General features: G+C 63.3%; 28 protein-coding genes and 1 tRNA gene. 17 read left to right on the top strand and 12 right to left on the bottom strand.

Going from position 1 to position 21,306, the window contains the following annotated elements; translation table 11 throughout:
• The first annotated feature begins 3 nt into the window (after nucleotides 1-3).
• From ssuC to ACQKRQ_RS16050, 3 genes are read left to right on the top strand one after another with little or no spacing between them, the layout of a single operon-like run.
• Entirely contained in the window at nucleotides 4-846 is an 843-nt protein-coding gene (gene ssuC / locus ACQKRQ_RS16060; RefSeq protein ID WP_132374867.1) for an aliphatic sulfonate ABC transporter permease SsuC, read from the top strand.
• Nucleotides 843-1,844 carry an ATP-binding cassette domain-containing protein gene (locus tag ACQKRQ_RS16055; protein WP_427478079.1) on the top strand — a complete coding sequence of 334 codons (1,002 nt, stop codon included), beginning with the start codon at nucleotides 843-845 and terminating at the stop codon, nucleotides 1,842-1,844. Before ssuC ends, ACQKRQ_RS16055 begins: the two co-directional genes overlap by 4 nt.
• Nucleotides 1,845-1,896: 52 nt before the next feature.
• Entirely contained in the window at nucleotides 1,897-2,112 is a 216-nt protein-coding gene (locus ACQKRQ_RS16050; protein WP_012432764.1) for a TOBE domain-containing protein, read from the top strand.
• An 8-nt stretch (nucleotides 2,113-2,120) separates the two neighbouring features.
• On the opposite strand, the gene ACQKRQ_RS16045 is transcribed toward ACQKRQ_RS16050, so the two are convergent.
• Nucleotides 2,121-2,435 carry a hypothetical protein gene (locus ACQKRQ_RS16045; protein WP_408288220.1) on the bottom strand — a complete coding sequence of 105 codons (315 nt, stop codon included), beginning with the start codon at nucleotides 2,433-2,435 and terminating at the stop codon, nucleotides 2,121-2,123.
• 149 nt (nucleotides 2,436-2,584) lie between these two features.
• On the opposite strand from ACQKRQ_RS16045, the gene ACQKRQ_RS16040 reads away from it, so the two are divergent.
• The 3 genes from ACQKRQ_RS16040 to ACQKRQ_RS16030 all read left to right on the top strand — a co-directional run bounded on the left by ACQKRQ_RS16040 (nucleotide 2,585) and on the right by ACQKRQ_RS16030 (nucleotide 3,601).
• A complete protein-coding gene (locus ACQKRQ_RS16040) occupies nucleotides 2,585-2,782 on the top strand; it encodes a hypothetical protein (protein ID WP_132374864.1) in 198 nt (65 codons plus the stop codon).
• A gap of 112 nt (nucleotides 2,783-2,894) precedes the next feature.
• Complete coding sequence (locus tag ACQKRQ_RS16035; protein WP_132374863.1) at nucleotides 2,895-3,140, top strand: DUF6566 family protein; 246 nt, start codon at nucleotides 2,895-2,897, stop codon at nucleotides 3,138-3,140.
• A gap of 92 nt (nucleotides 3,141-3,232) precedes the next feature.
• Nucleotides 3,233-3,601 carry a glyoxalase superfamily protein gene (locus tag ACQKRQ_RS16030; RefSeq protein ID WP_427478076.1) on the top strand — a complete coding sequence of 123 codons (369 nt, stop codon included), beginning with the start codon at nucleotides 3,233-3,235 and terminating at the stop codon, nucleotides 3,599-3,601.
• Nucleotides 3,602-3,750: 149 nt separating this feature from the next.
• Here the strand turns inward: ACQKRQ_RS16030 and ACQKRQ_RS16025 are convergent, their stop codons facing one another.
• The gene (locus tag ACQKRQ_RS16025) at nucleotides 3,751-4,017 is read right to left on the bottom strand and encodes a hypothetical protein (RefSeq protein ID WP_091794641.1); all 267 of its coding nucleotides are present in this window, start codon (nucleotides 4,015-4,017) and stop codon (nucleotides 3,751-3,753) included.
• Nucleotides 4,018-4,330: 313 nt separating this feature from the next.
• On the opposite strand from ACQKRQ_RS16025, the gene ACQKRQ_RS16020 reads away from it, so the two are divergent.
• From ACQKRQ_RS16020 to ACQKRQ_RS16005, 4 genes are all read left to right on the top strand, one after another.
• Nucleotides 4,331-4,555: a hypothetical protein gene (locus ACQKRQ_RS16020; protein ID WP_427478074.1), complete on the top strand. Its 225-nt coding sequence runs from the start codon at nucleotides 4,331-4,333 to the stop codon at nucleotides 4,553-4,555.
• Nucleotides 4,556-4,644: 89 nt separating this feature from the next.
• Nucleotides 4,645-4,890, top strand: a complete 246-nt coding sequence (locus ACQKRQ_RS16015; protein WP_132374860.1) for a hypothetical protein — start codon at nucleotides 4,645-4,647, stop codon at nucleotides 4,888-4,890.
• Nucleotides 4,891-5,007: 117 nt separating this feature from the next.
• Nucleotides 5,008-6,009 (top strand): tRNA dihydrouridine(20/20a) synthase DusA, encoded by a 1,002-nt coding sequence (dusA, locus tag ACQKRQ_RS16010; protein WP_427478072.1) that lies wholly within the window; start codon nucleotides 5,008-5,010, stop codon nucleotides 6,007-6,009.
• Nucleotides 6,010-6,097: 88 nt separating this feature from the next.
• Nucleotides 6,098-6,173: transfer RNA gene (locus ACQKRQ_RS16005), tRNA-His, on the top strand.
• 77 nt (nucleotides 6,174-6,250) lie between these two features.
• On the opposite strand, the gene ACQKRQ_RS16000 is transcribed toward ACQKRQ_RS16005, so the two are convergent.
• Complete coding sequence (locus tag ACQKRQ_RS16000; protein WP_427478070.1) at nucleotides 6,251-6,619, bottom strand: hypothetical protein; 369 nt, start codon at nucleotides 6,617-6,619, stop codon at nucleotides 6,251-6,253.
• A gap of 349 nt (nucleotides 6,620-6,968) precedes the next feature.
• Here ACQKRQ_RS16000 and ACQKRQ_RS15995 point away from each other — a divergent pair, with 349 nt between their 5' ends.
• From ACQKRQ_RS15995 to ACQKRQ_RS15985, 3 genes are all read left to right on the top strand, one after another.
• Nucleotides 6,969-8,561: a sulfotransferase gene (locus tag ACQKRQ_RS15995; protein WP_427478068.1), complete on the top strand. Its 1,593-nt coding sequence runs from the start codon at nucleotides 6,969-6,971 to the stop codon at nucleotides 8,559-8,561.
• On the top strand, nucleotides 8,558-9,097 hold the full coding sequence (cysC, locus tag ACQKRQ_RS15990; protein ID WP_427478066.1) for an adenylyl-sulfate kinase: 540 nt from the start codon (nucleotides 8,558-8,560) through the stop codon (nucleotides 9,095-9,097). The genes ACQKRQ_RS15995 and cysC overlap by 4 nt, the downstream gene beginning before the upstream one ends.
• A 107-nt stretch (nucleotides 9,098-9,204) precedes the next feature.
• Nucleotides 9,205-9,855, top strand: a complete 651-nt coding sequence (locus ACQKRQ_RS15985; protein ID WP_408313257.1) for a trimeric intracellular cation channel family protein — start codon at nucleotides 9,205-9,207, stop codon at nucleotides 9,853-9,855.
• 66 nt (nucleotides 9,856-9,921) lie between these two features.
• Here the strand turns inward: ACQKRQ_RS15985 and ACQKRQ_RS15980 are convergent, their stop codons facing one another.
• On the bottom strand, nucleotides 9,922-10,167 hold the full coding sequence (locus ACQKRQ_RS15980) for a hypothetical protein (RefSeq protein WP_132374854.1): 246 nt from the start codon (nucleotides 10,165-10,167) through the stop codon (nucleotides 9,922-9,924).
• A 207-nt stretch (nucleotides 10,168-10,374) separates the two neighbouring features.
• Nucleotides 10,375-10,587 (bottom strand): DUF3820 family protein, encoded by a 213-nt coding sequence (locus ACQKRQ_RS15975; RefSeq protein ID WP_132376917.1) that lies wholly within the window; start codon nucleotides 10,585-10,587, stop codon nucleotides 10,375-10,377.
• A 156-nt stretch (nucleotides 10,588-10,743) separates the two neighbouring features.
• Between ACQKRQ_RS15975 and ACQKRQ_RS15970 the strand changes: the two genes are divergently transcribed.
• Nucleotides 10,744-11,796 (top strand): NADP(H)-dependent aldo-keto reductase, encoded by a 1,053-nt coding sequence (locus tag ACQKRQ_RS15970; RefSeq protein WP_427478063.1) that lies wholly within the window; start codon nucleotides 10,744-10,746, stop codon nucleotides 11,794-11,796.
• A gap of 138 nt (nucleotides 11,797-11,934) precedes the next feature.
• Here the strand turns inward: ACQKRQ_RS15970 and ACQKRQ_RS15965 are convergent, their stop codons facing one another.
• Together ACQKRQ_RS15965 and ACQKRQ_RS15960 are read right to left on the bottom strand one after the other, a co-directional pair.
• On the bottom strand, nucleotides 11,935-13,218 hold the full coding sequence (locus tag ACQKRQ_RS15965) for an MFS transporter (RefSeq protein WP_427478061.1): 1,284 nt from the start codon (nucleotides 13,216-13,218) through the stop codon (nucleotides 11,935-11,937).
• 64 nt (nucleotides 13,219-13,282) lie between these two features.
• Complete coding sequence (locus ACQKRQ_RS15960; protein WP_427478059.1) at nucleotides 13,283-14,686, bottom strand: M20 family metallopeptidase; 1,404 nt, start codon at nucleotides 14,684-14,686, stop codon at nucleotides 13,283-13,285.
• Between the two features lie 225 nt (nucleotides 14,687-14,911).
• On the opposite strand from ACQKRQ_RS15960, the gene ACQKRQ_RS15955 reads away from it, so the two are divergent.
• Nucleotides 14,912-15,874: a LysR family transcriptional regulator gene (locus ACQKRQ_RS15955; protein ID WP_427478354.1), complete on the top strand. Its 963-nt coding sequence runs from the start codon at nucleotides 14,912-14,914 to the stop codon at nucleotides 15,872-15,874.
• Between the two features lie 342 nt (nucleotides 15,875-16,216).
• Nucleotides 16,217-16,639 (top strand): hypothetical protein, encoded by a 423-nt coding sequence (locus tag ACQKRQ_RS15950; RefSeq protein ID WP_106283591.1) that lies wholly within the window; start codon nucleotides 16,217-16,219, stop codon nucleotides 16,637-16,639.
• Between the two features lie 86 nt (nucleotides 16,640-16,725).
• Here ACQKRQ_RS15950 and ACQKRQ_RS15945 read toward each other — a convergent pair whose 3' ends face one another.
• Both ACQKRQ_RS15945 and nodI read right to left on the bottom strand, forming a co-directional pair.
• The gene (locus ACQKRQ_RS15945; protein WP_408175616.1) at nucleotides 16,726-17,553 is read right to left on the bottom strand and encodes an ABC transporter permease; all 828 of its coding nucleotides are present in this window, start codon (nucleotides 17,551-17,553) and stop codon (nucleotides 16,726-16,728) included.
• Between the two features lie 94 nt (nucleotides 17,554-17,647).
• Nucleotides 17,648-18,562, bottom strand: coding sequence for a nodulation factor ABC transporter ATP-binding protein NodI (nodI, locus tag ACQKRQ_RS15940; protein WP_012432785.1), 915 nt, complete (start codon nucleotides 18,560-18,562; stop codon nucleotides 17,648-17,650).
• A gap of 288 nt (nucleotides 18,563-18,850) precedes the next feature.
• Here nodI and ACQKRQ_RS15935 point away from each other — a divergent pair, with 288 nt between their 5' ends.
• The gene (locus ACQKRQ_RS15935) at nucleotides 18,851-19,315 is read left to right on the top strand and encodes a universal stress protein (RefSeq protein ID WP_091794608.1); all 465 of its coding nucleotides are present in this window, start codon (nucleotides 18,851-18,853) and stop codon (nucleotides 19,313-19,315) included.
• A 49-nt stretch (nucleotides 19,316-19,364) separates the two neighbouring features.
• Here ACQKRQ_RS15935 and ACQKRQ_RS15930 read toward each other — a convergent pair whose 3' ends face one another.
• From ACQKRQ_RS15930 to lexA, 3 genes are all read right to left on the bottom strand, one after another.
• Nucleotides 19,365-20,033, bottom strand: a complete 669-nt coding sequence (locus tag ACQKRQ_RS15930) for a DUF2939 domain-containing protein (RefSeq protein ID WP_427478056.1) — start codon at nucleotides 20,031-20,033, stop codon at nucleotides 19,365-19,367.
• Nucleotides 20,034-20,150: 117 nt separating this feature from the next.
• On the bottom strand, nucleotides 20,151-20,495 hold the full coding sequence (locus tag ACQKRQ_RS15925) for a hypothetical protein (RefSeq protein ID WP_132374847.1): 345 nt from the start codon (nucleotides 20,493-20,495) through the stop codon (nucleotides 20,151-20,153).
• Nucleotides 20,496-20,567: 72 nt separating this feature from the next.
• Nucleotides 20,568-21,218 carry a transcriptional repressor LexA gene (gene lexA, locus ACQKRQ_RS15920; RefSeq protein ID WP_012432789.1) on the bottom strand — a complete coding sequence of 217 codons (651 nt, stop codon included), beginning with the start codon at nucleotides 21,216-21,218 and terminating at the stop codon, nucleotides 20,568-20,570.
• Nucleotides 21,219-21,306 lie beyond the last annotated feature (88 nt).

Raw genomic sequence — 21,306 nt, 5'->3', positions numbered from 1 at the left:
AGCATGGCTCAATCCACTGTGAGCGCCGGGCAGCACGAAGGCGCCGAGGCCGGCGTGGCTTTGAACACGTTGCGCCGGATCGGCGCGCATCTCGCGCCGTGGCTCGCGCCGCTCGCGATTCTGCTGGCCTGGGAATTCGCCGCGAGGAGCGGCGTGCTGTCGACGCGCGTGCTCCCTGAACCGCTCGCGGTCGTGAAGGCCGCGTGGTCGCTGATCCAGTCCGGCGAAATGTGGGCGGACGTGAAGGTCAGCACGTGGCGCGCGGTGTCGGGTTTCGCGATCGGCGGCGGTATCGGCCTCGTGCTTGGACTCGCGACGGGTCTGTTCAAGCCCGCCGAGATCGCGCTCGACTCGACCGTGCAGATGATCCGCAACATCCCGGCGCTGGCGATGATTCCGCTCGTGATTCTGTGGTTCGGCATCGAGGAGCAGGCAAAGGTGTTTCTCGTCGCGCTGGGCGTGTTTTTCCCGATCTACGTGAACACCTTTCACGGCATTCGTTCGGTCGACGCCAACCTGATCGAAATGGCGCGCAGTTATGGCGTGAAGGGTTTCGCGCTATACCGGCACGTGATTCTGCCGGGCGCGTTGCCCTCGATTCTGGTCGGCGTGCGCTTCGCGTTCGGGCTGATGTGGGTCACGCTGATCGTCGCCGAAACCATTTCTGCGCAATCGGGCATCGGCTACATGACGATGAACGCACGCGAATTCCTGCAAACCGATGTGGTGGTGGTCGGCATTCTGCTCTACGCAGCGCTCGGCAAACTCGCCGACGTGCTGGCCAAGAGTCTCGAGCGCGTCTCGCTGCGCTGGCATCCGGCCTATCAACGAGGAGCGAAATCATGAGCGCAACGACCTTGTCCGCGTCGTTCGGCGGGATTGCCGGAAGCGATCTCGAAGCCGAGTTGGCGCAAGCGCGCACCGTCGATCATGACGCGCATGAAGCTGCGGACCGCGAATATGCCGATGCAGCGCACCATCATCAGGCGCGTGTCGATACGGCACTGTCGGCCGGCGCGCTCGCGCGCAACGACGCCCGCCGCGCCGGGGATTATTCGGTGAAATTGCGCGGCGTCGGCAAACGTTATGGCGAGCGCCAGGTGCTGTCCGATTTCAATCTGTCGATTGAACGCGGCAGTTTCGTGGCGATCGTCGGCCGCAGCGGCTGCGGGAAATCGACCTTGCTGCGGCTCGTCGCCGGTCTGGAAAAGACCACTTCGGGTGTGCTCGAAAACCGCACCGAGGAAGGCGGTCCGCTCGACACCCGCATCATGTTTCAGGACGCGCGTCTGCTGCCCTGGAAGAGCGTCCTGCAAAACGTGATGCTCGGCCTCGGCCGCAGCGCCCGTGAGGACGCCCGCGCCGTGCTCGCCGAAGTCGGCTTGCTGGAGCGCGCCAACGACTGGCCCGCGCAGCTTTCCGGCGGTCAGCGTCAGCGGGTGGCGCTGGCGCGGGCGCTGGTGCATCGGCCGCAATTGCTGTTGCTCGATGAGCCGCTCGGCGCGCTCGATGCGCTGACGCGCATTGAAATGCACGCGCTGATCGAGCGTTTGTGGCGCGAGCATCAATTTACCGCGCTGCTCGTCACGCACGACGTGCATGAAGCCGTGGCGCTCGGCGACCGGATCCTGCTGATCGAAGAAGGGCGCATCGCGCTCGATCAGCCGGTGCCGCTGGCGCGTCCGCGGGCGCGCGCGTCCGCCGGTTTCGCCGCGCTCGAAGAACATGTGCTGCAACGCGTACTGAAGACGGCGCCGAATGACGACGCGCTGTCCCACCGCGCATACGACGCACGTGACGAAGGCCGTCTCAGGCGGCCGACGGAAGTTCGCTGGGCCGTTTGACATTGCTTGACTGACTGACTGTTTCTAAATCGCTTTTCTGGAGTCACTCGATATGGGCATTTCCGCAATCAACGTACGCAATCAGTTCAAAGGCAAGGTCAAGGAAATCATCCGCGGACCGGTGGTGTCCGAAGTCGATGTGGATACGCCATTCGGTATCGTCACCTCGGTGATCACCACGCGCTCCATCGACGAACTCGAGCTGACTGTCGGCTCGGAAGTGATCGCGCTGGTGAAGTCGACGGAGGTGTCGATCGCGCGCCTGTGAGGTGCTCGCTATTTCGCGTTCGCGCCGCTGGCGGGCGGCTCGTGCGTCATCCTGTCGTTGGTCGGCTTGGTCGGACGCTTGATCGGCATGTTGTCGGGATTGCTCGAGCCGCCTGAGCCCGAGGCGGACTCGGGCGGCTTGACCATCGACGAGCTGTCGTTTTGCGGCGCTGCCTGGGCCGGGTTTTTCGTCGTTTGTCCGGTTTGCCCTGCTTGTTGCGCGGTTCCCGGTTTCGCCGTCTGTGCGAATGCCACCGTGCCACTCGTGCCGGCTACCGCCAGCGCGACGCCCGCTGTCAGCGCCGCCCATCTGCTTCGCTCCATGTCCGTCCTCCTTGGCGATGCCGCCTGGCGGTTTCGCCGCTGTCACGCTGGTGGGATGACTCCCGCACGCAACCCGCGTGCCTCGACGCGCGCCTGCATACGTCCCCGAAACTTGCTAGGATGAATTGAGCATGTAGACGGAGACGGCCATGTCGAAGTCATTGAGTCCCGAAGCGGTTGAAGCCTTGCGGCGTCTGAACGACGTCGGCGTCGGACAGGAGGCGCCGAAACTGGCGCAGTCCATCACAGCCGAATTGCTGGCGGGCGGCCTGGTTGCCGAAGCGAGCGGCGGCGACGTCGAAATCACCTGCAACGGCCGGCAATATCTTTCTGGCGATTGCGATTGAGCGTCAGCGCAAGGTCGGCCTGACGCTCGGGCCGAATCGTTCCGCGAGCCGTCGAGCGTGCTCGCCGGACAAGTCTGGCCGTCACATTCACGGCGACACCACGGAGGCGCACATGGAGCCGAAGGGCCTCGACATGGGGGACTACCAGGAGCGCTATCAGGACTACGACATCGAGGTCGCCGTCGAGCAGGTGCTGACAGGCGTGAAAGCGCATTTTCGGGTGTTGCGGGGCGACGTGGTTGTGCTCGACTGGCGGCTCGTGCACATCGACACCTTATGGTGCACGGAACATGCCGCGGCCGAGGCGGGCTTCCAGGCGGCGCGCGCAGCGATCGACGCGGGCGGCCTGGCCGCCTAGCCACCTGGCCGCCTGCTCCTTGCGCGCCTGGGTGAAATTGCGAACGCGTTCGATTAAGCTGGCTGTCCCGCCATGACTAGCTGGAGACCGCTGTGCATTTCGCGCGTGCCATCCCGATCATCCGTATCTTTTCCGAGGAAAAAGCCCGGGAGTTTTACGTGGACTTTCTCGGCTTCACTGTCGAATGGGAACACCGGTTCGAAGAGAATTTCCCGCTCTATGCGCAGGTGCGGCGCTCCGATCTGATCCTGCACTTGAGCGAGCATCATGGCGACGCCACGCCGGGTTCGACGATTTTCGTGCCGATGCAGGACATCGACGCGTTTCATGCCGAACTTCAGCGCAAAGACTACAAATATGGAAAGCCGGGCGTTGAAACGTTGCCGTGGGGAAAGGTGCTGGAGACGGTCGATCCGTTTGGCAACCGGATCCGGTTTTGCGAATCGCCGAAGGGCGACTAGGCGGGTGATTAGTCGCTGAGCAGTGAGCGGCGTGCAATGGTGTGGCTTGAATGCCGCGTAAACGCAACTGGGCGCCGGCATCGATACTGCATGCGCGGCGCCCAGTTTACCGGTTGCCCTCGTGAGGCAGCCGGTTCAACGGCAACTGCTTAGTGGCCGAAGAAAACCGATTGCGGGCCCGAAACCGGCTCTTTGGCGCCCGATTGCGACGACACGTTGTTCACGCCGCCGTAGGCATTCGATTCAGCGTTGGCGCGTTCAGCTGCGACGGTTTGTGCGTTCTGGCCTTGTTGCGAAGCCGGTGCGCCGACCGACGGACGATAGAACGGTGCCGGGCCGTAGCCGCTAGCAAAGGCGGGAGCAGCGATCGAGGCAGAAACAGCAACCAGCAGGGCGGCGATGAGCTTGGTCTTCATGGTGTGACTCCGATAACGTTTCGACTTCAATTCAGGAAGGCGTCGCAGGGGCCGGTGAGGTGTGTCTGCAACGTCGATGGGAGGCAGTGTATACCCCTACTATTGAAAATTTGTGCCGATAATCTGAAATTACTGTTCTTGATTCTGAAATAATCGGCTGAAGGTAAGCGGGACAAGCGTCAGCGGTGTTCCGACCCCGCCGGCCAAGCGTTTTGGGGCGTCAAAGACCCGGGTGGCGGTGCGGGTTAATCGCGATTGGCAGCGGGGTGCGAATCGGCGTTCAGTCTGATTAGTTGCCTTGGGGAGCACTTCGATGGACCTGTGGATTCAACCGTGCGCCGACTGCTTCGAGCTTTTTGGCTTGCCGGCCGCCCATCGCCCGCATGAAAACCTGACGCTGAACAGTCGCGGGGCAGTGAAGGACGAGCGAGCGGAGGAGCACTACACGTGCGTGCGCTGTCGAGCGGCGTTCGCGCGCGTCCTTGCCGGCGAGCCTCGGAAGCAGATATGGATGCTGTTGAACGCGGGGCAGCACTGATGGCTGATCTGTTCCGCGAGGGGCGACCGTTTCGCATGCTCTCGTGAGCCCGCTGTAAAGTTTTCGGCGCGCCTGCCGAAAACGGGAGCATGAAATACTTCTTCGACTACAAGCTCGCCGATAAATATGGCTATGGGATGGCCGTATATATCGCCGCTGAAACTTCCGATTTGCAGCGCGCGATCGATTTGACGAACGCACGACGCCTGCGCGCCGGCCGACGCCTGATCGAGGACGCGCGCATCGAGGACGTGGTATCGGCCATGCGCAACACCGGCTTGCTGCAGGCTAAAACGGATGAGGGCGGAACGAACGTCTCGGGCGCGACTCGCTGAAGCTCAGCGTTTTGGTGTCAATCAATCGAAGCGCAGGTGACCAGTAGCCCGCCCGGGCCGGCGATTTCACGCCTTGCGGTAAAATCGGTGTTTTGAATCAAGCCGTCTGGCCGCCCCATGTCTTCACCTCACACTCCCAGTCCGCGCCGCGTATCGGTCGCACCGATGATGGACTGGACCGATCGTCATTGCCGTTCCCTGCATCGCGTGATCTCTCGCCATACGTGGCTTTACACGGAAATGGTGACGACCGGCGCGTTGCTGCATGGAGACGTGCCGCGCCATCTCGCGTTCACGCCTGAAGAAGCGCCGGTCGCTTTGCAACTGGGCGGCAGCGAACCTGACGACCTCGCGCGCTCGGCGAAGCTCGGCGAGCAATGGGGCTACGACGAAATCAATCTGAACTGCGGTTGCCCATCCGAGCGCGTGCAACGCGGCGCATTCGGTGCGTGCCTGATGAACGAGCCGCAACTCGTCGCCGACTGCGTGAAGGCCATGCGCGATGCGGTGTCGGTGCCGGTCACCGTGAAGCACCGCATTGGCGTGGATGCCGTGGAAGAGTATGGTTTCGTGCGCGATTTCGTCGGCACGATTGCGGAAGCCGGCTGCAATGTGTTCGTCGTGCATGCGCGCAACGCGATTCTCAAGGGCTTGAGTCCGAAGGAGAATCGCGAGATTCCGCCGCTCAAATATGAGTTTGCGTATCAGCTGAAGCGCGACTTCCCGCATCTGGAGATCATCATCAACGGTGGCATCAAGACGCTCGATGAAGTGGAGACGCATCTTCAACACGTCGACGGTGTGATGCTCGGGCGTGAGGCTTATCACAACCCGTATCTGCTGGCCGATGTCGATGCGCGCTTCTATGGTTCGACGGAAACGCCGCTGACTCGCGAACAGGTCGAAGCGAAGTTGATCGAGTATTGCGCCGCTGAAATGGCGCGCGGCACTTATCTCGGCTCCATCACGCGCCATGCGCTTGGTCTCTATCGCGGCGAAGCGGGTGCACGTGGATGGCGTCGCGTGTTGTCCGATAGCAAGCGGCTCGCCGCGCGCGATCTGACCATCTTCGACGAGGCAAGACAGCATCTGCGCGAGCCCATCGAAATTTTTGAATAAAGGACTAGGCAAACGGGATTCTTGTTCGTATAATCTCGTTTCTTCATCGACGAGCCAAGTTTTACGGCGAGTCAAGCAGATGTCAGTGGTGGCTGTAGCTCAGTTGGTAGAGTCCAGGATTGTGATTCCTGTTGTCGTGGGTTCGAGCCCCATCAGCCACCCCAAAGAATTCAAGCAGTAAAAGTTTTACGAACGGCGTTGTGAGAAATCACAACGCCGTTTTTGTTTTGGGTTCGCGGTCTCAATGCCCATGTCCACCGTGGCTGCCACCGCCGCTGCTCCACGAACTTCCCCCGCCGCTAGCGCTGCTGCCGCCGTGAGATCCGCCGTATCCACCGCCATGCCAGCCACCGCCGCCGCCGTGCCATCCGTTTCCGCCGTGCCATCCATGGCCGCCATGCCAGTACCCGCCGTGATAACAGCAGGACCCACCCCAGCCGCCATAGATACCGACGCTGCCATAAACCGGCGCATACGGCGGCCCGTACGCATAGCCGTAGTCAGGGTAATAAGGTTGCGCGTAGCCGTAGTCGTATCCCGGTGCGACCGCGCATCCGGTCAGACTGGCCGTCACTGCCAACAGCGCCATTGATGCAATGAGCTTGCTCACGATTTTCTCCTTCGTATGTGATTCAGAAAAAACGCACGCGCAGGAGTTCAGCTGCATTTGTGTCCACAAATTACGGTTTGCGCATGACATGGCGCGGCGCTCAGACTTGCATGGCGATCGAAAGCCATGGCGATAAGGCGGGGCGACAAGCTTTCCACGCCTTACCCATGCGTCGTGCTGTAACAGTTAGTTAAATATTCGAAACGCAACTGTAGGGCGCGCCTGTTAAGTTGCCTTCAGACAATTACCTTCGACTCCCGACCGTGCCGCTTGCCGGGCTGGATGAAAAGATCGCACTCGCTCACTGTCAGGACCGCTCGATGCGAAGCCTGCAAAAATCCAGCCGTCAATGAAGCAAGATCCACAGCCGGCTACCGCATCGGAATGGCGCGCCGAAGGCGACGCCTGCGCCGCGCGCGGTGAACTCGACGCGGCGCTCCAACGTTACGAAACCGCCCGCGCGCTCAATCCTTCGGACGCACTCGTTCAGCAGCGCCTCGCGGCCACGCTCGCCGCGCTGAACCGTTTTCCCGAAGCCGTCGTCCGCTACCACGAAGCAATCGCGCTCGATCCGCGCGATACGGATTCGCATCACGGCCTCGGCTGGGCGCTCGAGCAGATGCATCGGCTCGAACCGGCGGTGGAAGCCTATCGCGAGGCGACGCGCGTAAATCCTCAAGCCGACGGCTCGCACAACAACATGGGCAACTGTCTGCAGGCGCTCGGCCGTTTCGACGAAGCGCACGAAGCGTATCGCCGCGCGATCGAAGCCGCGCCGCAAGTGCCGCTGTATTACCGCAACTTCGTGCAGTCCAAGCGCCTCGCCGCCGACGATCCCGTGTTCCTCGCGATGGCGCGCCTCGTCGACAAGGCCGCGTCGCTCACGCCGGCCAATCAGGCGGAGCTGCACTTCGCGTACGGCCAGGCGCTGTCCGACGTGGGCCGCAACGACGCATCGTTCGATCACTTCCTGAAGGGCAATGCGCTGCACCGCGCCGGCGTGCGGTACAACGAAGCGGAAACGCTCGGCCTGTTCGCGCATCTGCCGGAGCTGATGACCTCCGACGTGCTGGCGGCGAAGCGCGGTCTCGGCGACGCATCGCAGGCGCCGATTTTTATCGTCGGCATGCCGCGCTCGGGTTCGACCTTGATCGAACAGATTCTTGCGAGCCATCCTCAAGTGTTCGGCGCGGGCGAGCGCACGGAATTCGGCGAGGCGCTGGTGAATTGCATCCGCCGCGATCTCGGCGATCCGTTGCAGATCGATATCGAAGCATTGTGGGACGTCGGCGCCGCGCCGTTGCGCACGCTCGGCGCGGACTATCTGCGTCGCATGCGCAATGCGTTGCCGGAACTCCGGGACTTCGCTCAAAACGACGAGTGCAATCCGGCTGCGAACTACACGCACTTCACCGACAAATATCCGTTCAACTTCATCAACCTCGGCTTGATCCATCTCGCGTTGCCGAACGCCCGCTTCATTCACAGCCGCCGCGCGCCGTTACCAACCTGCCTGTCGATTTTTTCGCGGATCTTTCACGACGTGCCGTTCAGCTATGATCTCGGCGAACTGGGCCGCTACTACCGCGCGTACGACGCCTTGATGGCTCACTGGCAACGCGTGCTTCCTGAAGGTGTGATGATCGAGGTCAAGTATGAAGAACTGGTCGGCGATTTCGAAGCCAATGTGCGCCGCGTGCTCGCGCATTGCGGGCTCGACTGGGACGAACGCTGTCTGTCGTTTTATCGGACCACTCGCCAGGTGAACACGGCCAGCTCCGCGCAGGTGCGCCGTCCGCTGTACAAGACGTCGCTGCAACGCTGGCAGCCGCAACGCGCGTTGCTGCAACCATTGCTCGAGGGCTTGGGCCCGGAACTCGCTCCGGCGTGTCACCACGAGGCTGACGAGGTCGCGGTCAGCGGCACGGAGCGTCGCTCATGAGCGCGTCCCGCGGCGCCGTGATCTGGATGACGGGGCTTTCCGGCGCCGGCAAATCGACGCTCGCCAACGCCTTGCATCAGCGGCTGAGGAAAGCGGGGCACGCCGCGATCGTGCTCGACGGCGATGTGCTGCGGCGCGGACTGAACGCCGACCTCGGCTTCACGCCCGAGGACCGCACCGAGAACTTGCGGCGGGTCGCGCATGTCGCGGCGCTCTTCATGCAGCAGGGCTACGTTGTGATTGCCGCGGTGATTTCGCCGGAGCATCGGCATCGGCGTTCGGCGCGTGAAATTGTCGGCGACGGTTTCGTCGAAGTGTTCGTGAATGCCCCGTTGAAGGTCTGCGAAGCCCGCGATGCCAAAGGGCTTTACGCTCGCGCGCGGCGCGGCGAGATTCCGCATTTCACCGGCATTTCCGGGCCTTTCGAAGTGCCGCTCGCATCCGATGTGGAGATCGAGAGCGACCGGATGCCAGTCGACGAATCAGTGGATCGCCTGCTCGCGCATCTGGTCGCGACGGGGCGTCTGAGCGGTTAGCGCGCTTCGTCCTGAAACCCGGCGAGCCATGCGCAGATTTCTCACCCGGCCCACGACGTTTCGCTATACCGTTTCGATTTCTCGGGGACAGAAGGGGTGAAGCGTCGATGCCGACATTGCCGATACGAAAACTCAGGCTGAACGTCGAAACGCTGGTGCTGGCGGCCGATCTGGCGGGCACGGTGGTCTTTGCGCTCGAGGGTGCGCTCAGCGCGATACGCGGCGGTCTCGACCTGTTGGGCGTGATGGTGATTTCGTTTGTCGCGGCGCTCGGCGGCGGCGTGATTCGCGATCTGCTGATCGGCGATTCGCCGCCGAACGCGATCCGCGACTGGCGCTATCCGGCGCTGACCTTCGTCACCGGTTTGCTCACCTTCATTTTCCACTCGACGGCGCAGCAGTTTCCCGTCGCGCTCGTCACCGTGCTCGATGCGGCGGGCCTCGCGCTCTTCGCCGTGGCGGGCGTGGAAAAAGCGCTACTGTTCGGCATCCGTCCGTTCATCGCGATGTTGATGGGCACGGTCACGGGCGTGGGCGGCGGCGTGATTCGCGACGTGCTGCTGGCGCGCGTGCCGCTCGTCCTGCATGCCGACATCTATGCGACGGCTGCGTTCGCGGGGGCGTTCATCGTGGTGGTGGCGCGTCGCGCCGGCTTGCCACCGGGCGCCGCGGCGTTGGCGGGCGGCTCGGCGTGCTTCATCTTGCGCGTGCTCGCCGTGACTTACGGCTGGCAGCTGCCGAAGGTGTCGCCCGTTTGAGCGATGCGCAGCGACCGTAGGCACACGCACACGCATATGCAAGGCGCGCTTCGAATCGGCTTCGCGTTACCGCAACAACCCGGCCGAATGATGCAAAGCCGGGTACACGCCGATGATGAACGCCGCATAGATGGCAGCCATCGTGACGCCGGCGGCGGTGCCCCAGATGTCGCGCGATGCGGCGCCCTGGCGGAAATGCACAGGCAGTCCGACGACGAGGTAGCCGATCAGGAAGAACGCGATGACCGCCCGCACCGGCGAGAGGTCGTGGCCGATAAATTCGAGCAGCGCGGACAAGCTGAATTCAGACATGGACAGACAGGCAAGATGACAGGCGGACGATAGCGCGAATCATGGAAGTTTGCGCGAAGACCTACGTGGATTAAAGTCCATTCAGCCGGCAAGGTACAAGCAAAAGACTGTATAAATTTGTACAGGCCTACATTGCTTGCACGATGCCTGCAGGGCAACTTTCAACCATGCTTCACGGCGCTTCACGCGGCTTTCACCGGGAGGCGATCAGCGCTTGCGCAACGGCTCGAGCAGCGACTTCAAACCGTTGTGATCGATCTCGTGCATTAACGCCAGCAGCCGGCCGATTTCGCCCGGCGGAAAGCCTTGGCTAGCAAACCAGTTTAGATAATGACCGGGCAGATCCGCAATGATGCGGCCTTTATATTTCCCGTAAGGCATGACGCGCGTGACCAGCAGTTCGAGATGTTCGGGATTCATTGCAGAAGGGTCGGCGCTGGGAAACCGCCGCGACACGTTTTGCGCGGCAAAGCGGGCGGCGCCCGCTGGAACCGCATTTTAGCCTGCCCTGCAGGTATCGCGCGGGCATGGTAACGTCATGCGCTTTTCGTTCAACCTATCAACAGGACAAGTTCAATGGAATACCGCAGACTCGGCGACTCCGATGTGCAGGTTAGCCTGATCGGTCTCGGCACCATGACGTGGGGCGAGCAGAACACGGAGCAGGAAGCGCACGCGCAGATCGATTACGCACTCGATCACGGCGTCAATCTGATCGACACCGCTGAAATGTACCCCGTGCCGCCGCGTGCCGAGACGCAGGGTTCGACGGAGCGCTTCATCGGCACGTGGCTCGCGCAGCATCGCAGCGCCCGCGAGAAAATCGTGCTGGCCACCAAGATCGCCGGCCCGGCGCGCCAGCCGCACAACCCGACCCATATTCGTGGCAAAGGCAACCAGTTCGATCGCAAGAATCTGACCGAAGCGCTCGACGACAGCCTGAAGCGCCTGCAAACGGACTACGTCGATCTGTATCAGCTGCACTGGCCGGATCGCAGCACGATGACGTTCGGCCGCCCCGCGTATCCGTGGGTCGACGACGCCTATACGGTGCCGATCGAAGAAACGCTGTCGGTGCTCGCCGAATTCGTCAAGGCGGGGAAGGTGCGCCACGTTGGCGTGTCGAATGAAACGCCGTGGGGCGTCGCGCAGTTTCTGCGCGCGGCCGAAAAGCTCGGCTTGCCGCGCATCGTCAGCATTCAGAATCCGTACAGCCTCGTCAATCGCACGTACGAAGTGGGTCTGTCCGAGTATGCGCATCGCGATCACATCGGCTTGCTGGCTTATTCGCCGCTGGCCTTCGGCTGGCTGACGGGCAAGTATGAAGGCGGCGCGCGTCCGGCCGGCGCCCGCATCTCGCTGTTCGAGCGCTTTCAGCGCTACAGCAAGCCGCAAGCGGTGCAGGCGATCACGCGTTACGTCGAGCTGGCGAAGCGTCACGGTTTGTCGCCCGCGCAATTCGCGCTCGCGTTCGTCAATAGCCGGCCGTTCGTGACCAGCAATCTGATCGGCGCGACCTCGCTCGAGCAGTTGAAGGAAAACATCGCCAGCGCCGAGGTGAAACTCTCGCCGGAAGTGCTGGCGGAAATCGACGCGCTGCATGAATTGCAGCCGAATCCGGCGCCTTGATGCGCGAGCGTTGAGCGCATGGTTTGGGTCCGGCTCGAATCATGCGTGACTGTGCCCCGGCTTCGCGGCCGGGGCGTTCGCAAGGCGGTGGTGTGCTTCGCTTTTACAACGCCGCCGCCTTGACCTCGACGTACGCTCTCAGCGGATTTTCAGCTTCCCGCGTACAGCATAAAGCGCGAGCAAACTCGCCACCGCACAGAACATCAGATAGAAACCAGGCGCGAGCTTGTTGCCGCTTGCATCGATCAGCCACGTGATCACGAACGGCGCAAAGCCGCCGAACACCGTCACGCCGATGTTGTAGCTCACCGCGAGCCCGGTCGCACGCGTCTGCGTCGGAAAAATCTCCGACATCAACGCGGGCAGCGCGCCGAAATACGTCGCCTTCAATACGCCGATCCAGATCAACGCGAGCAGCATCGTCGCGAACGAGGGATGCGCGTTCATATACATAAAGGCCGGATACACCGTCACCAGCATCAGTACGGCGGCCGTCGCCATGATGCGGATGCGTCCGAGGCTATCGGACAGATGACCCGCGAACGGCGTCAGCACCGTGAGCACCACGCCGGTGGCGAGTGTCGCCGCGAAGCCGGTCGAGGCGGGCAGGTGCAGCTGCTTGATCGCGTAGGTCGGCATATACAGGATCATGTAATTGGCCGCCGTCGAAATGATCAGCGAGCCGACCGCCAGCGTCATGCGAACCTTCTGCGTGCCGAACAGGTCGCGCAGCGGCGTGCGGGCTTTGGGCTCCGCATTGAACTCCGCGCCTTCATCCACGTAACGGCGGATGTAGAAGCCGACCGGACCGATCGCGAGGCCGAACAGAAACGGCACGCGCCATCCCCATGATTCGAGTTGCGCGCTCGTGAGCTGGCTCGTCAGCAGCGCGCCGAAACCGGAGGCGAGCAGCGTCGCCATGCCCTGGCTCGCGAACTGCCAGCTACCCATGAAGCCGCGGCGCTCGGGCGCATGCTCGACCAGAAACGCGGTGGACGCACCGAACTCTCCACCCGCCGAAAAACCTTGCACGAGCCGCGAGAGCATGATGCCCGCGGGCGCCCACAGGCCGATCGCCGCATACGGCGGCATCACGGCGATCGTCAGGGTGCCGATCATCATCAGCGCGATCGACAGCAGCAGCGACGCCTTGCGTCCGGCGCGATCCGCGAGCGAACCGAGCACGAGTCCGCCGAGCGGCCGGATCATGTACGAGATGCCGAAGGTGCCGAGCGTGAGCATCAGCGAGATCGCTTCGGTGCGCGCCGGAAAGAACAGCTTCGCGATGGTCACCGCGAAGAAACCATAGACGACGAGGTCGAACCATTCGAGCGCGTTGCCGATCGACGCCGCGAGAATGATGCGATGGGCCTTCGCGGCGGACGGCCGCGCGGCGCTGGCTTGCAAAGTGGACGTGCTCATCGTGGACGTGCCTCGTGACAGGTGCGGATAACGGCGGCTTGCGCCCGGTTGGTCCGGGCGTCGCTCAGGTTGCGGCGTGAGGTACGGCGTGTGGCGAGTTCTCGCCGAGATCCCAGAAGAGGCCCGCCATGATCTGCAGACCTTCGCGCACGACCGGGCCGAGCAGGTGCTCATTCGGCGCGTGCTGCGAACAGGCGGGGTAGGAGTGCGGCACCCAGATGGTCGGCAGGCCGAGCGTGTCGGCGAACACTTCGTTGGGCAGCGTGCCGCCCAGATTCGGCAGCACGGCGGTCTTCTTGCCGGTGGTCTGTTCAAGCGAGGCGATCGCCCAGGTGACCCACGGATCGTCCGGGTTCAGACGCGTGGCGGGTGCGCCGCGCTCGACGTCGATCCGCACCTGCGAGAAGCCGTGCGCATCCAGATGCGCGCGCAGATGCCGTTCGAGGTTGTCCCAATCGGTGCCGACCACGAAGCGCAACTGGCAATGCGCGAACGCCGACGACGGGATCGCATTGACCGGGTTCTCCGGATTGCCGGCCTTGAACGCGAGTATTTCGAAGCTGTTCCAGCCGAACACGCGCTCGGGCGCGGTGAGGCCGGGCTCGCCCCAGTTCTCGTCGATGGCCGGATCGCCCGGGCCGCCGCCTACCGTGATATCGGCGAGCGCACGGCGCACCGCTTCGGGAATCGGCGGCGGGCGCAAACCGTCGACAGCGATCACGCCACGCGCGTCGACGAGGCTCGCCAACGCGTTCGCGAGCACCGTGGCCGGATTGCGCAGCAGACCGCCCCAATTGCCCGAATGATGCGCGCCCTCGCGCAGATTCAACGACAGCTTGAAGTTCACCGAGCCGCGCGAGCCGAGGAACACGGTGGGGCGGCGCGCGGCAAGACGCGGACCGTCTGAGGCGATCAACACGTCGGCGGCCAGTTCTTCACGGTGCGCGTGGCAGATCGCGTCGAGTCCGGGCGAGCCGGTTTCCTCGCCCATCTCGATCAGCAGCTTCGCGTTGAAACCGAGCTTGCCGTCGCGCGCGGCGAGCACGCTCGCCAGCGCGGCGAGGTTGATGCTGTGCTGGCCTTTGTTGTCGGCGGTGCCGCGGCCGAACCAGCGCTCGCCTTCGACGGTCACGGCCCACGGCGTGAGCGGCGCGCGCCACTGGCTGTCGTAGCCGCGCACCACGTCGCCGTGGCCGTAGATCAGCACGGTCGGCAGATGATCGCCCTCGTGGCGGCTCGCGATCAGGAAGGGCCCGAAGCCATCCACCGGATTCGTGACGATGCGCGTGCGGAAACCGAGGGCCGCCGCGTCGGGCGTGATCTCGTCGGTCAGATACGACAGCAGTGTGGCGGCGCGATCGTCCTCCTGACTTTCGGTGCGAAAACCGACGCGACGGTTGAGGGTCTCGAGAAAGGCGCCGGATTCGAAATGATGGGTGGCGTGCTCGATGGCCTGAATGCGGCTCATGGGTGTCTCCAATGCGGGCGGAATGTGGGGGCGGGCGGCGCGTGGTCTTGTCTGATTTCGATTGAACGTGGCCTGCAGCTTCGAACCGATTCTAGAAGGCCGTTTTTTTTGTCACAATGATCGTCTTTCGAAGCTTGCGTTGCCGAAAAGGCAAAGCTCGCTGCATTGAGTAAAGCGCTCGCGGACATTGGCTCGGCGGCGCATCCGTTGAACGAGGCACAAGGCATGGCACTTTCGCTGCATGGCATCGCGCTGCGCTATTTCGTCGAGGTCGCTCGCACTGGCTCGCTCAGCGACGCGTCCGCGCGCTTGCATGTCGCCGTCTCCGCGATTAGCCGGCAAGTGGCGCGGCTCGAAAGCGACCTCGGCGTGGCGCTGTTCGAGCGGCGTCCGCGCGGCATGGCGCTCTCGGAAGCCGGCGAGCGCCTGCTCGCCTACGCGCAGCGCAGCCTGCTCGAAGCCGAGCATGTGATGAAGGAGATCGGCGGCCTCGAGACCTTGCATGGCAGCATGATCAAGGTGGCGAGTTCCGAAGGTTTCGCCGCTGACTTCCTGCCCACCGCGATGGCAAGCTTCCGGGTTCAGTATCCGGGCATCGACTTCACGCTCTCGGTCATGTCGCCGGGCGAGGCGACCCGTCAGGTGCGCGACGGCGACGCCGACCTCGCGTTGACCTTCAGCCTCGCGCCGGAGAAGGGCGTCAAGGTCGAGCACACGGAACGCGCACCGGTGCTGGCGCTGTTGCGCGCCGATCATCCCTTGGCCGCGCGCGCGAAGGTGTCGCTCGCCGACTTGCAGCGCTACCCGCTCGTGCTGCCTGAACCCGGCACGACGATTCGTCAGTTGATCGACATTACCTGTGCGCTCGAAGGCGTCCTGCTCGAGCCCGAGCTCACCTGCAATAACAGCGGCGCCATGTACCGCTACGCGCAGAAGTCCGGCGCGATCATGTTCACGGGCCTGCTGTCCGTGCGCGATCGTTATGCCGGCGACGGCTTCGTCGTGATGCCGATGACGCATCCGCAGATGCGCCAGCGCAGCATTCAGGTGCAGACCATGGCGGGGCGTGAACTGCCGCAGTCGGTGAGGGCATTCCGGGATCATCTGATCGCGGAAATCGCGGGCGCGAAGCCAGCCGACGCGGCTTCCTCTAAGGCCATGCGAAAGCGCAGCAGGAGCACGCGCTGACGGCTCCAGGGCTTGGAAAATCCGCGTGGCATCAACGCGGCGAAACAGGGTTTGCGAGCGCCCGCGCACCACGAAGCAGGCTGGCCGCATGCGTGCGATAGCGATCCATTCGCTACTAAATGAAAGGCAAATGTCCCAGCCGGAACGCGAATCACGACCTAAACTGTGGTGGACGGGGCGGGTTGAAGACGCGGACTGCACGGCAGGCAATGCTGCAGTGCACGCACCGAAGGAAGTCACCTTGGGGACACCGGTGGTAGGATTCAGCCCGAAAAATGGACAGCGGCGCGCGCTCGAATTCGCGTGCCATCCACAACAGAGCGATAGGACTCAGGACATCGAATGGCGCAACAAAAAACAAACCCAAAACTTGAGCAGGCGCTGACGCGCGGGGATCTCGCAATCCGTCAGGCGAATTCGGCGCGGGCCACGGCGTTGCTGCGCGCGTTGGGCAAGATGATCGTGGACGCGTCGGCGACGATCGGCGTGGAAGCCTTCACACTGATTCCCGACGGCGACAAGATCTACGATCCGGCCGATGGGCTGTGGCCGCAGGAACTGCAGATCTCGCTCGACGGTCCCGTCGAAGAAGCCGATCCGGACGAAGTGCGTACGGTCCGTCTGATCGCCGACGATCCGGGCACGGTGTTCCGGGTCGAGTGGCAGCGCGCCGACGGCAAGATCGGGCGTCAGGACGGCGGCCCATTCGCCACGGTGGCGTTTATCTCTGACGTGGACATTCCGTGGACGGACGACGAGGACTAAGCAAGCCCGGTTCGCGACAGGCGGTGATACCGGGTTGATTGCGGGTATCGGCGCCTGTGGTCCGTGGTTGTCGAAAGCCGGAAAACCTACTTCATCATCCGGCGCCGAAACAGAATCGCCGACACGATAAACCCGCCCACCGCATACGCGGCCAGCACGGCCACATGCCACAGCGCATTGTCGACGGGCCGGCCCAGCATGGCCGGCCGCATCAAGTCGACGGCATGCGCCAACGGCAACAGCTGGGTGGCGCCTCGCGCCACTGCGGGCAGTTGCGACACCGGAAAGAACACGCCGGATAGCAACAGCATCGGCGTCAACACCAGCGTCTGGTAAAACATGAAGAAGTCGTACGAAGGCGCAAGCGCCGTCACGACCATCGCGACGCTCGCAAACGCGAGCCCGGTCAGCACAATGACCGGCAACGCCAGCAGCATCGACGGAAAATTCGCGTAGCCCAATGCGCCGGCCACCAGCATGATCGCCGCGCCCGAGAGCACCGCCTTGCTGGCCGCCCAGATCACCTCGCCGAGCACGATGTCGCCGAGTGTCAGCGGCGTATGCATGATCGCTTCCCAGGTGCGCTGCACGTGCATGCGCGAGAAGCCCGAATACATTGACTCGAAACTCGCCGACATCATCACGCTAGAGGCCACCGTGCCCGCCGCGAGAAACGCGATATACGACACGCCGTCGACATGCCCCACCATCAGCCCCAGCCCGAAGCCGAGGCCGAACAGATAGATCATCGGATCGGCCAGGTTGCCGAACATCGAGGCGATCGCGAGCTTCTTCCACACCAGATAGTTGCGGCGCCACACGGCGATCCAGTTGCTTGCGTTCGCGGGAAAGGCGGCGAAGGCTTCCTGTTTCGACGGCGTATCACCCGGGGTTTCGTAAGTGCGTGCGTCCATTGCGTGTCTCGTGCGGTGTTCCTCTACGGAACTTCCTTTTGGGGTGTCTTTGTATCGGTAGCGCGTTGCGTGCGAGGCCGGTCTCGATGCGCCTCTAATCCTGCATCTCGCGCCCGGTGAGCCGCAGGAACACATCCTCCAGATTCGCCGGTCGATGCAGATAGCGCAGATCCGCGCGCTGCTTGAGCCGGGCATGCACCGGCTGCGCGTCGTTGACATAGCAGAACAGCGTCTCGCCGCTGATCTCCGTGCGCTCGACGAGCGGCGCCAGTTCATCGCGCAACGCCACCGGATCGGGCCCGAAGATCTCGATCACATCGCAACCGATCTCGGATGCGATCAACGCGCTAGGCGCGCCTTCCGCGATCTTGCGCCCTTCCTCGATCACGCACAGGCGGTGGCAGAGCCGTTCGGCTTCTTCCATGAAGTGCGTGGTCAGCAGAATGGTCTTGCCGCGCGCGAGCAAGGAGCGCAGCCGCTCCCAGATCAGATGCCGCGCCTGAGGATCGAGGCCGGTGGTCGGCTCGTCCATGATCAGCACATCGGGATCGTTGACGAGCGCGCGCGCCAACGTGAGGCGCCGCTTCATGCCGCCTGACAATTCGCTCACGCGCGCGTCCGCCTTGCTCTCGAGCCGCGCGAATTCGAGCAGCGACGGCACCATCGCGCGGCATTGCGCGGCGCTCAGGCCGAAGTAGCGGCCGAACACCAGCAGGTTCTCGCGCACCGTGAAGTCGGGATCGAGATTGTCGAACTGCGGCACCACGCCGACGCGCGCCCGCGCCACGCGCGCGCGGCCGGGGATCGGCTCGCCGCACAGACGGATCGTGCCCGCATCCGGCGCCGCGATGCCGAGCAACATGCGCAACGTGGTGGTTTTGCCCGCGCCGTTCGGGCCGAGCAGGCCGAAGCATTCGCCGGCGTTGACATGAAACGACAGTCCATCGACGACCGTTTTTTCGCCGTAGCTTTTTTTGACCTGATGAAATTCGATGGCGGCTTCGGGCATGGATCGAACGAGTCTCCGGGAAAAGACGTGAATGACGCGAATGGCCGGGGGAGGCCGCCTATTCTAGGGCATCGGCGGGACGCTGTTGGTTCACCCCCGACAGTCCGAAGCGGGTTTCTTGCGCTGCGGCATCGGCGCGCGGAGGACCCGCGGGCGGCTCACGCACCTGTTTAGGGCGTCGTTAAGGGGCAGTTAGCGCACAGTTAGCGTTTTCCATCCCTTGCAACCTGAATTGCGGCGCACCATGATTAATTCAGATCGCGCGTCCCGCGCGAAGGGAGAAAAATCATGGCGAGCTACCAGAAAATCCTGCTGTGCTACGACGGCTCGCGTGAAGGCCGCAAAGCACTACGTTGCGGCGCCGACCTGGCGTTGGATCTGAAAGCGGAAACGCACTTGTTGTCGGTCGTCGACATGCGTTCGAGCATTGCGCAAAGCGCGGGCCTGTTGACCGACGTGGCCTGCGGCAGTTTTGAAAAGACCGCGCGCGACATCCTGCAGGAAGGCGTGGACTGGCTCACGGAGCGAGGCGTGAGCGCCCAGGGGCATTTCGCGTTCGGCCATCCGATCGACGAGATTGCCAACCTCGCCAATGAATTGCATGTCGACCTGGTCGTGGTCGGCCACCGCTGCCGCACGGGTTTGTCGCGATGGTGGATGGGCGCGGGCAATACGCCGCTGCTCGACCGTGTCTCGTGCAGCATTCTGGTGGCGTGTTCTTCAGCGCAGGAGCAGCAGCAAGCGGCGGCTTGAGGCGGGCTAGTCACGTGACCGGCCGCCTCGGCCTGACGGCATCAGGTGATCACTCGTTCAGGTTGACCGCGGCCAGCTTCCACGTGAATACGCCCTCGCGCCGGAAGATCGCCGAGTAACGCGCGTCGCCGGCGCCATGCTGGTACGCGACGACGAACTCGTTGAGGCCGCGATAGCCCGCCGTGGTTTGCGGCGGTTGCGGTGGCGCGGAGTTGACATTGGCCGCGTTGCCGTTTGCGGGAGCTGCAGGCGCAGGTGCGGTCGCAGCGGCGTCCGGCGGATTATTCGCGGCCGGGGGCGCGGGTGGCCGCTCGCCCGGATCGCCGCGCGGCGGCATGCCGTTCAGCAAGGCCGCCACGCCGTCCGGTGTGGCATACGCATCCACGAGCGGACCGATCAACGCAACGCCGATCATCGCGCCAATGGCGGCCAATGGATTGCCGTTGCTGTGCGCGCCAAGCCGCCGTGTCAGCAAGCCGGCGACTTGCTCCTTCAGGCTCTCACGCAACGCGGGGAAGTCGACATACTGATTGACGGTTTGCGCGTCGCGCGCATCGGCCGCGCGTTTGAGATTATTCAGCGCGATGTACGGTGTCGCGTAAGCAAACCCCAGCGCGGCGATCACCACGATCACGATCAGCGTGACGATCAGCGGCCGGGTGGCGCCGCCATGCATGCCGCGCTTGCTGCCGCGTTTGGTACGTTTTGAAACTGCCATCGAGTGGGACTCTCCATCAGGTGTGATCTAACGTGGACCGCAGCCACGCGAAAACGATCCCACGCAATACATCTCTCGCTGTCCCGTTCAAGACCCCTCAAGACCCATCAAGACCCTTCAAGACTCGAACACCGCCCCATGCACGTTGGCTTCATCGGCGATGCAGCGGTCGATCATGCGGCAAACCGCGTCCATCGTGCCGACCATGATCAGACGCGACGGCCCGTGATAAACCCGCACCGGTGCGCGACGCGCCGGTTCCGCCGTATTCAAGCCCGAATTCAACGACACGCGGGCAAATGCCGGCATCGACGACGGCAGGCTCGGCGCGGCCTCGGGCGAGTCGAACAGCGACGGCGTGCCGAGCGTGGCCGCCTCGATCAATGAGCAGGGCACCAGCTTGCGAAGATGGCGCAGACGACCGAACTGGCGAAAGGGCAGCAGGCGGGCAAGACGTTCCATGAGACTCTCCAGGCGATGCAACGTTGATGCGGCGTTGGCGCGGCTTCTTATTTTGTCGAACGGGCGAGAGGGTTAAAACTCGCCGGGGCGGATCAGCCCCACGGCGATACCCTCCAGCGCGAACTCCGCACTGCCGGTTTCAACGAAGATGTTTTCGTAATCGGGATTCTCGGCGATCAGCTCGAGCCCGTTCGGCCTGCGCTTCAGGCGCTTGACCGTGACGTCGTCACCAAGCCGGGCAATGATGATCTGGCCGTCTTTGGCTTCGCTGCGCTTTTGCACCGCGAGCAGGTCGCCGTCGAAGATGCCCGCGTCGCGCATGGACAGCCCGCGCACCTTCAACAGGTAGTCGGGCTTGCTCGAGAACAGCGCCGGGTCGCACGCATAGTGCTGCGAGATATGTTCCTGCGCGAGGATCGGGCTGCCCGCGGCAACCCGCCCGATGAGCGGCAGCGACAGTTGCATGATGCTGGCGTGCGGCAGCGTGAACTGGTGCGGCGAGTCTTCCGGGCCGGCCAGCAGGCGAATGCCGCGCGATGCGCCGGCCGCGAGTTCGATCACGCCCTTGCGAGCCAGCGCGCGCAGATGTTCTTCTGCCGAGTTGGCCGAGCTGAAACCTAGCTCGGCGGCGATCTCCGCGCGGGTGGGCGGAAAGCCGGTGCGTTCGATAGCCCTGCGGATCAGATCGAAAACCTGCTGCTGTCGTGCGGTGAGTTTGGTCATGGCGCCACTGTATGTATGAACAGGTGACTGTATTTTTATACAGTATTCGGCGCAATTCAAGCTTTACTTTAAGTTCGGGGTGAAGGGT

The sequence above is a fragment of the Paraburkholderia sp. NPDC080076 genome, from assembly GCF_050281145.1.
GTDB lineage: Bacteria > Pseudomonadota > Gammaproteobacteria > Burkholderiales > Burkholderiaceae > Paraburkholderia.
Note: the sequence above shows the minus strand (reverse complement) of the source record. Positions and strands in the feature narration are given on the sequence as shown.